At 26.7% G+C, this 14,635-nt stretch carries 11 protein-coding genes and 1 riboswitch; all 11 genes read left to right on the forward strand.

All coding sequences use genetic code 11. From position 1 onward, the window contains the following. Positions 1-143 precede the first annotated feature (143 nt). The 11 genes from GPX08_RS11160 to GPX08_RS11210 all read left to right on the forward strand — a co-directional run bounded on the left by GPX08_RS11160 (position 144) and on the right by GPX08_RS11210 (position 14,280). On the forward strand, positions 144-749 hold the full coding sequence (locus GPX08_RS11160) for an ECF transporter S component (protein ID WP_156626894.1): 606 nt from the start codon (positions 144-146) through the stop codon (positions 747-749). A gap of 332 nt (positions 750-1,081) precedes the next feature. Next, positions 1,082-2,041, forward strand: a complete 960-nt coding sequence (locus tag GPX08_RS11165) for a diguanylate cyclase (protein WP_156626895.1) — start codon at positions 1,082-1,084, stop codon at positions 2,039-2,041. 208 nt (positions 2,042-2,249) lie between these two features. Continuing rightward, positions 2,250-2,360: riboswitch (TPP riboswitch) on the forward strand. Between the two features lie 365 nt (positions 2,361-2,725). Then, a complete protein-coding gene (thiW, locus tag GPX08_RS11170) occupies positions 2,726-3,289 on the forward strand; it encodes an energy coupling factor transporter S component ThiW (protein WP_156626896.1) in 564 nt (187 codons plus the stop codon). Beyond that, the gene (thiM, locus tag GPX08_RS11175) at positions 3,240-4,073 is read left to right on the forward strand and encodes a hydroxyethylthiazole kinase (protein ID WP_156626897.1); all 834 of its coding nucleotides are present in this window, start codon (positions 3,240-3,242) and stop codon (positions 4,071-4,073) included. Before thiW ends, thiM begins: the two co-directional genes overlap by 50 nt. Continuing rightward, complete coding sequence (gene thiE, locus GPX08_RS11180) at positions 4,074-4,703, forward strand: thiamine phosphate synthase (protein ID WP_156626898.1); 630 nt, start codon at positions 4,074-4,076, stop codon at positions 4,701-4,703. It abuts the gene before it with no gap. 18 nt (positions 4,704-4,721) lie between these two features. After that, the gene (locus GPX08_RS11185; RefSeq protein ID WP_156626899.1) at positions 4,722-5,039 is read left to right on the forward strand and encodes a hypothetical protein; all 318 of its coding nucleotides are present in this window, start codon (positions 4,722-4,724) and stop codon (positions 5,037-5,039) included. 387 nt (positions 5,040-5,426) lie between these two features. Then, positions 5,427-6,776 (forward strand): cation:dicarboxylase symporter family transporter, encoded by a 1,350-nt coding sequence (locus GPX08_RS11190; protein ID WP_156626900.1) that lies wholly within the window; start codon positions 5,427-5,429, stop codon positions 6,774-6,776. A gap of 283 nt (positions 6,777-7,059) precedes the next feature. Further along, positions 7,060-9,399, forward strand: a complete 2,340-nt coding sequence (locus GPX08_RS11195; RefSeq protein ID WP_156626901.1) for a DUF2207 domain-containing protein — start codon at positions 7,060-7,062, stop codon at positions 9,397-9,399. Between the two features lie 204 nt (positions 9,400-9,603). After that, a complete protein-coding gene (locus tag GPX08_RS11200) occupies positions 9,604-11,310 on the forward strand; it encodes a helix-turn-helix domain-containing protein (RefSeq protein WP_156626902.1) in 1,707 nt (568 codons plus the stop codon). Positions 11,311-11,446: 136 nt separating this feature from the next. Then, positions 11,447-12,829, forward strand: a complete 1,383-nt coding sequence (locus tag GPX08_RS11205) for an MATE family efflux transporter (RefSeq protein WP_156626903.1) — start codon at positions 11,447-11,449, stop codon at positions 12,827-12,829. A gap of 101 nt (positions 12,830-12,930) precedes the next feature. Then, positions 12,931-14,280, forward strand: coding sequence for an FAD-binding protein (locus GPX08_RS11210; protein ID WP_156626904.1), 1,350 nt, complete (start codon positions 12,931-12,933; stop codon positions 14,278-14,280). Positions 14,281-14,635 lie beyond the last annotated feature (355 nt).

The following is a 14,635-nucleotide window of genomic DNA, read 5'->3' on the forward strand; positions in this document are numbered from 1 at the left end:
GTAATTTAAAAATTAAGCATAATAAACTTAATAATATTGATAGATTAGAATGTATTTGCGGAATTGTATGGATACAATTGACATATTTGCCATGGGGTCATAGAATTTATTATAAGTTTTATAATTAAAAGGGGGCAATTATTTTGAACAAAGAAGTTAGATTTAAGAAACTAATTCAAACAGCATTATTAGCAGCACTATGTTTTGTATCTTTTACTTATCTACAAATTAAAATTCCACTACCAAGTGGAGATGCAAGTTCAATTCATATTGGAAATGCATTTTGTGTTTTAGCAGCATTGTTACTTGGGGGATGGTATGGGGGATTTGCAGGAGCAGTTGGATTGACAATTGCAGACTTAATAGATCCTGTATATATAACAGTGGCACCTAAAACATTTATTTTAAAATTATGTATTGGATTAATCACAGGATTAATTGCACATAGAATTGCAAAAATCAGTGAAAGTGATGATAAGAAGTATATTTTCAAATGGAGTATTATTGCATCAATTGGGGGACTAGCTTTTAATGTAGTGGCAGATCCTGTTGTTGGGTTCTTTTATAAGCAATATATATTAGGACAACCTCAAGATGCAGCTGTTATTTTAGCTAAATTAAGTGCAGTTACTACATTTATAAATGCGGTAGTTTCTGTAATATTAGTAGTAATTATTTATAATGCAATAAGACCTATATTGAAAAAATCAGGTTTATTATTACCAATAGGAAAAAGAAATGAAATTTAAAGAAAGAGTAATAAAATGCGAAGCATTTTATTAAATGAAAGAATGAAAAAATTAAATAATGAAAAAATGTTAATAAAAATCTTTAGAGATTTTTATTAGAGCATCTATAAATAAAGGAGGTTTTGCATAGCAAAACCTCTTCCTTCATTTTTTCATTTTTTCATTATCTCTATTTTTTTATTTCAAAATGCTTCGCATTTTATTACCTAGGAAATAATAGAATATTATAAAGTGTGGATAATAATTTTTATAAAGAAAAAACATAGAATAAGTAGATGATATAAAAGAAGGCTGATATAATATTTCTAGATTAATAATAAAGGAGTCATTAAATGAAATTTTATTTAGCACCAATGGAAGGAATCACAGGATTCGTATATAGAAATTCATATGAAAAATATTTTCATAATATAGATAAATACTTTACACCCTTTATAGTTCCCACTAGTAGTAGAAGTTTTAAAACAAAAGAGCTTAGAGATATATTACCTGAAAACAATAAAGAAATGTACATAGTTCCTCAAATACTTACTAATGACTCAGAGGGGTTTATAAATACAGCAGAAAAATTGCAACATCTTGGATATAATGAAATTAATTTAAATTTAGGATGTCCTTCTGGAACGGTTGTATCTAAAGGAAGAGGATCAGGGTTTTTAGCTAAAAGAGAAGAGTTAGATAGATTTTTAGATGAAATATATAAAAAAGATGATATAGAAATTTCAATAAAAACTAGAATAGGAAGAGATGAACCAGAAGAGTTCTATGAGTTAATAAAAATATATAATAAATATCCTATAAAAGAGTTGATAATCCATCCTAGAACTAGAGAAGATTTTTATGGTAATAAACCTAATTTAGAAGTTTTTAAATATGCCTTAACATCTAGTACTAATCCAGTATGTTATAATGGCGATATTTTTACAGTAGAGAATTATAAAGATTTTAAAAGTGACTTTTCTGAAGCAAATGAAATAATGATAGGAAGAGGTATTCTTGCAAATCCAGGATTAATATATGAAATTACTGATGGAAAACTATTAGATAAGAAAGTGTTAAAAGATTTCCATGATGATATTTTATTTAACTATAGAGAAGTATTTAAAGATGATAATATAGCCTTATATAGAATGAAAGAACTTTGGGGATATATGATTTATATTTTTTCTGATAACAAGAAATATGGTAAGAAAATTAAAAAATCTCAAAATATAAAGGGATATAATGAAGCGGTTTTAGATTTATTTAATGAGCAGGAGATAGTAGAGGGAGCTGGACTTTTTAGCAAATAATATTATATAAATTACATTTATATGGTGAAATATATATTAATACTAAGTATAAATATTAAAAAAATACATTAATTAATATGTTTAAAAAATCCTAGAGATTATGAAGGAATCAAAGGTAAATAGATAATAAAGGCTTAATATCAATATATTGACAAATAATTTTTATAGTGATACCATAAAATTATAAAATTCAAAAAGAGATACAAAATAATATAGCTAGGGGAGCTGCAATCGGGCAGCTGAGAAAAGAGCCTAAACTCAAAGACCCTAATAACCTGATTAAGGTAATTCTTACGAAGGGAAGCAAATTGATTTTAATATTAATATTGATATGAATGTTAGTAAAAGCTTTCCTTATAAGAGGAGAGCTTTTTATTTTGCATAAAAGCCTTATAAAAATTATTTTAAAAATACCAATAGTTTTTATCATATCTTTAGGGGAGCGCCTTAAGGTATGTGTGGGCAGAACAATTAAATAGCGAGGGAGCTTGTGTTTCAAGATGAGAGGTAGCTTTTGAGCTGCGACCGATTTAGAAGAGGATAGGATCCTTTCTTTTAACGCGCTGTTTATTTTGTTTACAATATGCCTTTAGCAATATTTGTTTTAAGAAAGGACTCTATCATAAATAGTTAGTCATTAAGCAAAAAGCTTAAAATAAATATTTTCTGAAGGGAAGGAACAAAATGAATAATCAATCAAAAGTATTAAAAACAGTCTTTTTATCAATTATGGTAGCTATAGGAGTAGTAATTTCTCCAATATTGCGTATTGAGGGTATGTGTCCAACAGCTCATTTAATAAATATTGTATGTTCAGTATTCTTAGGACCTTGGTATTCACTTTTATGTGCAACATTAATAGGAATTATTAGAATGATGTTTATGGGTATACCTCCACTAGCTTTAACTGGGGCAGTGTTTGGAGCCTTTTTATCAGGAGTTTTATATAGATTTTCTAAGGGAAATCTTATTTTTGCTGTATTGGGTGAAATTATTGGAACAGGAGTAATAGGTGCAATAGTTTCATATCCTGTGATGACTTACTTAGTTGGAAAAGAAGGATTAACAGCATTTTTCTATGTTCCAATGTTTATAACAGCAACTATTATGGGAGGAGCTGCGGCATATGTATTCTTAATTGCTCTTAGAAAAACTGGAATGCTTGCTAAAATTCAAGATAGATTAGGGGGCAAGGTGTATGAAGGAAGAAGATTTTTCAATAAAGAAGCTACTGGATATCAAAAATAAATTAATAATTGAAAAGCCTCTTATTCATTGTATAACCAATCATATTACTATTAATGACTGTGCAAATGTTGTACTAGCTATTGGTGGGAAACCTATAATGGCAGAAAACAAAAGAGAAGTTTCAGATATAACAACTTCTGCTAAGGCCTTAGCAGTAAACTTAGGTAATATAAGTGATAATAGAATGATTTCAATGATGATTTCTGGAGAGGTAGCATATAAAAATAATATACCTTCAATTATTGATATAGTTGGGGTTAATTGTAGTAACCTTAGGTTAAAGTTTGCATTAGAGTTTATAAATAAATGCAAACCAAATGTTATAAAGGGAAATATGTCAGAAATAAAAGCAGTTTTAGGATTAGTTACTAATTCTAAAGGCGTCGATGTTAATGATGAAGATAATACAACTGAGAAGACTATTAATAATAATATTAATATAGTAAAGAATCTTTCAAATAAAACTAATTCAATAGTAGTTGCAACTGGTGAGATAGATTTAATAAGTAATGGAAATGAAACTTATGTAATTGAGAATGGATGCATAGAACTTTCTATGATAACTGGTACAGGATGTATGTTAAATGCTTTAATTGCAACATGTATAAGTAGTGGCTTTGTATTAGAAGGAGCAATACTTGGAACTTTGATTATGGGAATAAGTGGAGAATTATCTAATAAAGCAAAGGGAACAGCATCCTTTAAAGTAGATTTATTAGATAATATTTCAACTATTAATGATAAGGATATAATAGAAAAATCTAAGATAAGGGTGGTGGAATAAATGAAATTTGATTGTAGTTTATATTTAGTAACAGATAGTACAGGATTTGAAGAAAAGGAGTTTTTAAATAAAATAGAAGAGGCTTGTAATGCAGGAGTTACCTTAGTTCAATTAAGAGAAAAGGATAAAACAAGTAGAGAATATCTTGAATTAGCCTTTAAAGTTAAAGAAATTACTAATAAGTACAATATACCATTAATTATTGATGATAGAATAGATATTGCTATGGCTGTAGATGCTGCAGGAGTTCATTTAGGGCAAAGTGATATTAATGTAAGATATGCAAGGAAAATACTTGGAAGTAATAAGATAATAGGTGCTACAACTAAAACCCTTAAGCAGGCTGAAGAAGCTGTTAGAGAGGGTGCAGATTATCTAGGAGTTGGGGCTATATATCCAACTACAACAAAGGTTAAAACTGTAATAACTGAAGTTTCAACACTAAAAGAAATTTGTGAATTAGTAGATATACCAGTTGTAGCTATTGGTGGACTAAATGAAGAAAACTCTGATATACTTAAAGGAGCTAAGATTAGTGGAATAGCTGTAGTTTCAGCTATTATGAAAGCTAACGACACTAATGAAGCTGTAAAAGGATTGAGAAAAAAGGTAGAGACTATAAAACTTTAAATATAAGGAGTATTAGAAGTGGAGAATAATAAGTTATGTAGATTGTTAGAAATTGTGGGCATTGTTATACTTATATCTGGTATGATTGGTGGAGTATTACTAATGGTGAGTAAAAGCTTTTATACAGTATTTTATGGAAATTCAGAAGGGATTTCTTTAGTCAATGTTATTTTTGGCACATTTGCAATGGTTATATCAGTATTTTTATATGCAGTTTGTGAATGGATGATAAAAATGCTTAAAAATTCTAGTAAGCAAACAGATTTAATGGCTACTTCTAGGGATATATTAGAGTTAATGGCTTCTAAAGCAGATAATGATAAAGTAGATGAATAATTAGTAATATAAAATTAGAAATTAGGATAAAAATAATATTAATATATGTAAAAGTATTACTGAATGAATATTTAGAAAATAAAAACTTATAGTATATTGTATAAAAATCAGCTGAAAGCATTGACAAGACTTGCAATGGATGATAATCTAACATAAGAAAAAATCCCTTTAAATTGATTCGAGAAATCAGCAAGGAAGTTATAGTATGCTTATAAGTTTTAGTTCTATAATAAGAAATATATAATTATAGAAAACTAAGAGTAGAATTATATTAGCCTTCCTTACTAGGAAGGCTTTTTTATTTATTATAAAAGACAAGCTAGCTAGTAACTCTTATAGTTGTTTAGATTTTATAAATAGGGAAATAACTAATTAGGAGAATGTGACATGAAAGGAAATAACAATAATACTAATAAAGTAGCTATAAAAATGGCAATTGCTCTTATCTTAGGATTAGTAGTAGGTATAGGTTGTTTATTACTAAGAGAAAGTTTAGTTTCAAATGGAAATGTAGATACATGGACAAAAATAAATAATATTTTATTCCAAGATATATCAGCAGAAGGTGCAACAAATGCTTTAGGTATTTTTTATATTATAGGACAGTTATTTGTTAACTCACTTCAACTTATAATTGTACCAATGGTATTTACTTCTATAGCGTTAGCTATGTGTAAGATAAGTGATACTAAGAAGCTTGGACGTATTTCATTTAAAACTATATCAGGATTTTTAATAACATCAATATTTGCATTAGCATTAGCTGGAATAATAGGATTTTTAATTAAAAACTTAGGTTTATTTACTGCAAATGTAGATAATGTTACAGCACAAGTTGGAGTTGCAAGTTCTAAAAATCCATTACTTGTAATAGTAAATGTAATACCAAATAATATTTTATCTGTTTTCTCAAAGAACAGTGAAGTACTTGCAGTTGTATTTATAGCAGTGGTAACAGGATTATGCATTAATAATTTAGGTGATAAGATAAAAGTACTAAAGACTGTATTAGAAGAGGTTAATTCAATTATTACTGTATTTTTAACTTTTGTAATAACTAAGTTTGGACCAATTGCAATCTTTGTACTTATAACAAGAACTTTTGCAATATATGGAGTAGATAATTTAAAACCAGCATTAGTGTATGTAGTAGTAACAGTAATATCTTTATTACTATTCTTAATATTTGGTTATGCAATATTTGTGGCAATAGCAGCTAGACTTAACCCAATTAAATTTGTAAAGAAAATGGGGAAAGTTGCTTTATTTGGTTTCTCAACTTCATCATCAGCGGCAACACTACCTTTAAATACAAAGACTACAACTGAAGAGTTAGGTGTTGATAAGGATATAGCATCATTTATATTACCTCTTGGAATGACTATAAATATGAACGGAACTGCAATAATGCAAGTTATAGCAACAATATTTATAGCATCATCAGCAGGATATGATGTAACATTAGGAAATATAGTTGTTATTTCATTAATAGCATTAATAGCATCAGTTGGTACTCCAGCAGCGCCAGGAGCAGGAGCAATAATATTATTTACTGTACTTTCAGGTATGGGATATAACAATGATGCTGCAATACTAGCTTACTCATTAATTCTTGCTATAAATAGACCTATAGAAATGCTTGTAACATCTTTAAATGTAGTAGGAGATGCAGCAACAAGTGTTGTAGTTGCAAAATCTGAGGGAATGCTTGACGAAGCAGTTTATAATGCAGATTAAATAATAAAGTTTTTATATATTAACAATTTAACAAAGAATTATTTTAGTTATATTTTAAGTGTCGACGAAGTTGGCACTTTTTCTTTTTTTAGGGGGAATTAATCAAAATATTACTTTATATTATTAGATTATAAATTGATAATTATTGAGGTTTAAATTGCAATTAAGTAAATAAAAAAATACGTTTACAAAAATTATGGAAAAATATTCATTTTTAGTTTTATTTTAAAAATTCATATGTAATAATTATTATATAAGATGCTTTTAGGGGAGAGTGTTAATTATGAGAAGGGTTACGAAAACAATACTTACTATATTTATAAGTATTTTTATAATCTTTTTCTTATCAACTACAGTAAGTGTTAAAGCTGATGATGAAGATTATAGTTATGATCCAGGTTATTATATAAAGAATATCAATGTAAATGTTGAGGTAAATGATAAAAAGCAATGTATGATTACTGAAACAATAGATATGTTTTTTAAAGAACCAATAGATCTTATAACTCAAACAATTGAATTAAATGGAGTTTATGAAGAGTGGACAATATCAGATGTATATGTTGATGGCCAGGCTATTGAAGTAAGAGAAGATAGTAGGGATGCATATATTGAAATAAATAATAGTGGGGTATCTGGTAATAAAAGATATGTAATTAGTTATACTCTTAATTATTATGAAAACGAAGTTCCTGATGGAGATTATTTTAGATTAAATCTATTAGGAGATTTAAATGCACGAGTAGAGAAGTTTAAAGTGGAAATAGTATATCCAACTGATGGTAAAATTGAGGACTTAAATTTGGGTGAATATGTTACTGATAGTAAAGAGACTGATTTAGCTAAATATAGTCTTGAGGATAATAAAATTATTATAGAATCAATTAAACCTATAAATATATATGATGATATTGTTATTAAGGCAAAGTTCAATGATGGGCTTTTTAAGAATGCACCAGTGAAAAAGTATCCGTACATTGTTAATAAAGACATAATGAATATAAATATTAATAAAGCAAAGGAATATTTAATTGAGAGAAGATTTGAGATAGTTGTTAACTCTGCTGAAGTATATCCATATGATGATTATATTATCCTTTGGAAGGGAGACTTTGCTGATATAGTTAGTGAAATAGATATAACTGAAACTAGTATGGATAATAGTAAAATAGAAGTCTTTGATGGAATATATATAAGAATTCCAAAGGAAAAAGGGACTTATAAATTTATTGCATCCTATAAAGTAACACCAGATTTAAAAGGAGATCAAAAGTTTATATTTAAAATGCAAAGTGGATACTATTGGTTAAATAATTTAGAAGTAAATATAAATTCTGAAATTCCTATACTATCCAATGAAGTAACATTAATTAATGGTTACGGCAGTGAAAATGAGGGGTATACACTAAAAACTACAGATAACACATTAGCCTTTAAAGTTTTAGGAAGAATTTATCCAGAAGATACTGTTGCTATGACATTAAAGAGTGATAGTAATTTGTTTGTAAGAGAGAATATAGAAGCAAAAACAACTATAGCATATACTTCAGGTGCGGTAGTTATAATTTCTATTCTAATGTTTTTAATTTTCAAGGAAAAAAAATATTCCTTTAAATCGAAATATAATAGTTTTGATGAATTTAACTCTGCTGAATTAGCTTTTGCTTACAAAAATAGTATTTCAGCAAAAGATATTATATCATTAATTAATAATTGGGCAGCAGAAGGATATTTAAGTATAGAAGTTATAAATAAGGACGAGTTTACAATTACTAGAATTAAAGATTTAGAAGGTAATCATAAAAACTATGAGATTAATCTTTTTAATGCATTATTTAAATATGAAAATAAGATAACTAGTAAAAACTTAAAAAGTGAATTGATAGATAAAGAGATTAAAAAAGCAATGAAAGCTGTTAAATCAGAATTTAAGAGATCAAAAAAATTAATAAGTATATTTTCAGTTATTTTATCAATTGTACTTTTGGGAATATCATTTATTCCTATAAATCAGTTTCACTTAGAAGTATCTAAGTTTAGTCTTTACACTTATAGTGAATCTTTGAATTCCGTAGTAATGTATATTCCGATTTTAATTACTATTTATAGTATTTTATTTTTTAATAACAAAGCTATAAATGATAAGAGGTTTACTGCGAAGAATATAATCAATACAATATTAGTATGCTTTATATATATAGGATTTATATTGTATGAGATGTCTGCATCGGAAGTTAATGTTCAATTTAGTACATTATTATCAGTGACTATAGCACCAGTTATAGCTTTGTCTTCATCAGTATTTATCTTAAAAAGAAGTACTTACGGTAGAGAAATATTAGATAAAATATTAGCTTATAAGAATTTCTTAAATGGATTAGAAGATAAAGGTTATGAAGTAATTATAGAAGATTGTTCAAAAGATCATGACTTAAATATAATGAATGAAAGATATATAAAAATGCTTAATAATGCTAAGATGTTAGATATATCAAATAATGTACTTGAAAAGTTTAATAAAATAGAATGTGAAAAAAGTCCGTATTATTCTGAAAATAATAAGCTTACAATTAATGAAATGATAGATATAGTAAATAAAAGTATTGAATACATTTATAATTAATAAATTTTCATTAGCTGTATTTATACCTAGAATGAATAAAACAAAGTAAAAGCAACTTAATATAATAAATTAGAGCTATCTATAAGAAGGTAAAAATTCATTAGAGATAGCTCTAATTTATTTATAGTCTAAGAAAGTAATTTAATACAGTATATTTGGAAAAATAATCAATAATATGAATGGTATTTATAGTAAAATATAGATATGAGAATTGAGATATGGGGGAGAGTTATGTATAAAAGGGTTGATTATTTAGATAAGGATATTAAAATAAATGTAAAATTTATTAAAGAAATAGGAACATCATATCATTATCACAATAGTATAGAGATGTTATATGTAATAAATGGGAAGTTAGAAGTAAATAAAATAGATCATAAATATATTCTAGCTTCTGGTGATTTATACATACTTAATAATGAAGATATTCATAAAATAAAAACTATTGGAAAAGAAAATTCAATAATTATGGTACATATAAATGAAGAATTAATAAGAGAACTTCATGGTGAGCTTAGTGGAGAAATATTTAGATGTAGATATATAAGAAGTATTGCTGATGATGATTATCTTTGCAATCCAGAATATTTAGTGGAAAAAAAGAGTGCTGTAGATAAAGTTATAGAATATATATTAAAAATTTATTTAATTAATAAATTATTTGAAGAAGCCTCTAGGAACAAAGGTAAACTTAAATGGTTAAATAATAATAAGTCCTTATATGATTATTATGAAGAAAGTTTAATTGAGTTAATTATTGAGGAATTTGATCTAACGGAATTTTATAGAAGAGTTGCAAATTTAGATGAGGATATTCTTAAAAAAAATTATGAATTCAGTAGATATATTAGTGAAAACTATAGAGAAAAAATAACCTTAGATAAATTAGCAAGAATCCTAAATTTTAATAAGTACTATATCTCCCACCTTTTAAATTATAAAGGTTTTGGAGGGTTAAATAACTATATAAATAATATAAGAGTATATAAGGGGAGAGATTTACTTTTTAAGACAAATAAAAATATAAATGAAATAAGTGAAATTATTGGTTTTAGCTCTTCGGCAGCATTTATTAAAAAGTTTAAAGAAATTTTTTCATATACTCCTAGTGAATATAGAAAAATGCATGAAATAGTGAAGGAAGATGAGATATATGCTGAATTAGAAGATGATAATATCGAAGATTTTCTTAAAAATAATATGGAAAACTATTTAGAATTTATAGAGAAATTTAAGGGAAATACTGAGAAGGACACTATCATTGATTTATCATCTATAAATAAAAAAAGCAAAAAACTTATGCCGAAATTCAATTTTATTTTAAATAGTACTAGTCCTATAGAAGATATTTTAAAGCTAAAAGATAGAGATTCTTTATATAATCTTGATTTAGGGAGATTTAATATTAGTAATGAAATAAGTGATAAGAAATATAATATTTATTATAGATATAGAAATTTATTAAGAAGTATAAAAGAAGATATTGTTTATGAAGAATGTATTTCTATAAATGATTTAATATTAGAAAATGGTATAGAAACATCATTATATTACTTCTATGTTTTTTTAAATATACTTAATCCCAATATATTAGAGTGTACTGAAAATTATCTAATAACTGGAGAAGAGGAATTAGAATATAAAATATTTATTATAGGTAAGAAAGAAGATATAAATAATAAAGATGTAAGAGAAGATATTACTATTAAATTACCAAAAGGATTTAATAAAATTATTGTCCATAAATTAAATTTAAATTATCCTAGTTATCAATTTCCTATTAATGAAAGAGAAAAAGAAGTTATAAGGAGAAGTGCAATGCCACAGTGCAGTTTTAATATAATTGACAATGAGGAATTTACATTAAGCTGTAAGGTAGGAGAGCAATATTTTGTAGAGATTAATAGATAAAAATTGCTATAGATATTAATACGAATAAAGAATATAAATGAAAGCAATATAAGATGATAAATACAGCAAAAGGAAACAACATATAAAATATTATTCTTGTTAAAATCTAAATATAAGGTTTTAGGGGGAGTATATTATGAATAGTATAAATAAATGTAAAGAATATTTATTTGGAAAAGTAGATTTAGGGGATGACGATATCGGTAGATTATTAATAAATATAGCTATACCATCTATTTTAGCTGTATTTGTCAATAATCTCTATCAAGTTATTGATTCAATATTTATAGGAAGAATTATAGGTGAGTTAGCTATTGGAGCAGTAGCTATTGTTATTCCATTTATAGGAGTAATTATGACTTTTACTATGTTAGTAGCAACTGGAGGAGCAAATATTTTATCAAGAAGTCTTGGAGAAAAGAATATAGAAAGAGCAAAGGCATGTTATGGTAATAGCCTGACTATTATAGTTAGTATTTCAATAATTATATCTATTATTTCTATAATATTTTTAGAACCTATTTTAGGAATATTAGGTGCAAAAGGTGAGATATTACTATTAGGAAAAGAATATTTTAGTATTTTTCTAATTGGAATACCATTTATGGCTACTGCATTTATATTTGGACAACTTCTTAGATCAGAGGGAAAATCAAAGGAATCAATGATTATATTAGTTATTGGTTCACTTACAAATATAATCTTAGATTATATCTTTATGATTATTTTTAAATGGGGGATACAGGGTGCAGCTTTAGCAACGACAATTGCAAATTTTTTATCCTTTATATATGGAATTATTAAGATGTTAAAAGGCAGTAGTATCTTAGAAATAAAGTGGAAATACTTTAAATTAGATTTTAAGTTAGTGAGAGAAATGTTTTCTATAGGAGTATCTTCTTTTATTAGCCAGATTGTTTCAAATTTAGGACTATTAGTTGCTAATAAAGTAATGATAAATGTTGGTGGAATAGAATTAATGCCAGCGATAGGTCTTTTTGGAATGATTCAAAATCTTGTTTTTATGCCTGTTTCAGGAGTAACTCAAGCAATGCAACCAATATTAGGATATAACTATGGTGATAAGAGGATAGATAAAGTACTTAAAGCTATTAAACTAACATTAAAGTATGTATTTTTTATAGTTTTATTTACTAGTATGATGGCAATGGTATTCACTAGAGAAATAGCTTGGTTATTTCTTGAAGGAGATGCATCTATTTTAGAATATGCAGTGCCTAATATAAGAATTGCATTATTATTTGCAGCTATTGGAGCATTGCAATGGGTAGGAGGAACTGCTTTTAGAGCTATTGGTATGGCAAATAAGGCATATTTATTTTCACTTTTAAGAATGGTTATTATTTTTATACCATGTATTTCAATACTAGGGAATCTGCTTGGACCTATTGGTTGTTGGTTATCATATGCCTTTGCAGATTTATTATCTGGAATTATTTCTAGAAGATATTTAATAAAGTCTATTAAAAAATTAGACGTTAGTAATATTATAGTTTAAATTTATTATTATGTTATAAATGTTTATCAAAAAAGAAAATTTCTCCATATACTGTAATGATAGATAAATCATTATAAAGTTATAAAGTGGGGATTGATAGTATGAAATCAAAAGAAGAAACCTGTTTTAAAGGGAAAATAGTAACTAAGAAAAGTAAAAATTATAATAAAGATAGGCAAATATATAATAAATCTATTCAGAAATTTCCTAAAGAAATAGTATATTGCAAAAGTACAATTGATGTTGCTTGTGCCGTAAAAGATGCCTTTAAAAAGAATAGTCCAGTAAGAATAAGATCAGGAGGACACAACTATGAAGGGTATTCAGTAGGCAATAACGTTGTAGTTATAGATGTTAGTAAGATGAGAAAGATTAGTATAGATTACAAAGAGAATACAGTAAAAATTCAATCTGGTGTAGAAAATTCTATGCTTTACGATTTTCTAGGTAAAAGGGGATATCCATTCCCAGGAGGTACTTGCCCGACAGTAGGATTATCAGGTTATGCGCTAGGTGGTGGATGGGGATTATCTGCAAGGCTATTTGGACTTGGAACAGATAATTTAGTTGAAGTTGAAATGGTTAATTATAAGGGACAAGTTATTAAAGCAAATAGTAGAGTTAATCCAGATTTGTTTTGGGCCTTAAGAGGTGCAGGGGGTAGCAATTTTGGGGTTGTTACTTCCTTAAAGTTTAAGCTTCCACCTAAGGTTGAGAATGTAACTATATTTAGAATTCTTTATCCTAAATCTAGTCAAAAAGAACAAGCGTATATAATGAATCTTTATCAAAATTTATTTAAACATTTAGATAGAAGAGCTAATTTACGGGCTAGTTTTTATAACTCTTATGTAGAAGGTAAAGGAATAGATATTGCAGGATTATTTTATGGAAAAGAAAAAGAAATAAAAAAAATACTAAAACAATTTTTAAGAGTTCCAAATGCACAGTATTTGTTTAGATATACAACATTCTTAGAAGCAATAAGTATAATTGAAGAATTATACCCTGCTAGTGAAAAATTTAAATCAACAGGAGCTTTTTCTAATAGGATGTATACAAAAGATGAACTATATAATTTAGCTGGAGTTGTAAATAGTAGACCTCAAGGGTCTGTCTTTACTGCAGTAACCTTCTATGGTCTTGGAGGGGCAGTTAAAGATAAAAGCAATAAAGAAACAGCTTTTTATTATAGAGATTCAAATTATATTATTGGTATGCAATCAGTATGGGAAGAGTCAAAATATGCTAAAGAAAATAGAAAGTGGCTAGATTCTAAAGTTAATTATTTGAAAAAGATAACAGAAGGATTTTATGTAAACTTTCCATATGATTTATTATCAAACTATGAAGAGGCATATTATGGAGGAAATGCATGTAGGTTAGTTGAAGTTAAGAAGAAATTTGATCCCTTAAATTTCTTTAATTTTCCTCAATCAATAAGAATATAATTAGTATCTATAAAGATTAGGAGCTGTCGCACAAAGAAGATTGAGCTGTCATTACGACAGCTCCTTTTATTAAATATAAGTAAATTGGTATAAGGATTATTTTAATAAAATAGTATATTGGAATGGGGCTGTCGCACAAACAACCCAAATTAAGAATTGAAAATTAAAAATGAAGAATTATTGATGTAATTCTTACAGAATTACTAAAATTAACTTCTTAATTTTTCATTGTGCGACAGCACCGCTATTGACAATATCAAGAAAAAAGTATTAGAATACAATTAAAAGATAATGATAATTAATATCAATTAGATAAATGCAAGTTTATAATAAATTTACACACCTATTATGTGGA

The organism is Clostridium tertium (assembly GCF_902652255.1).
Taxonomy (GTDB): Bacteria; Bacillota; Clostridia; order Clostridiales; family Clostridiaceae; genus Clostridium; species Clostridium tertium_A.

Coding starts and splice junctions, on each gene's coding strand:
- GPX08_RS11165 (WP_156626895.1), top strand. CDS start 1,082: ATGAAATTTTATTTAGCACCAATGGAAGGAATCACAGGATTCGTATAT.
- thiW (WP_156626896.1), top strand. CDS start 2,726: ATGAATAATCAATCAAAAGTATTAAAAACAGTCTTTTTATCAATTATG.
- thiM (WP_156626897.1), top strand. CDS start 3,240: ATGAAGGAAGAAGATTTTTCAATAAAGAAGCTACTGGATATCAAAAAT.
- thiE (WP_156626898.1), top strand. CDS start 4,074: ATGAAATTTGATTGTAGTTTATATTTAGTAACAGATAGTACAGGATTT.
- GPX08_RS11190 (WP_156626900.1), top strand. CDS start 5,427: ATGAAAGGAAATAACAATAATACTAATAAAGTAGCTATAAAAATGGCA.
- GPX08_RS11195 (WP_156626901.1), top strand. CDS start 7,060: ATGAGAAGGGTTACGAAAACAATACTTACTATATTTATAAGTATTTTT.
- GPX08_RS11200 (WP_156626902.1), top strand. CDS start 9,604: ATGAGAATTGAGATATGGGGGAGAGTTATGTATAAAAGGGTTGATTAT.
- GPX08_RS11205 (WP_156626903.1), top strand. CDS start 11,447: ATGAATAGTATAAATAAATGTAAAGAATATTTATTTGGAAAAGTAGAT.
- GPX08_RS11210 (WP_156626904.1), top strand. CDS start 12,931: ATGAAATCAAAAGAAGAAACCTGTTTTAAAGGGAAAATAGTAACTAAG.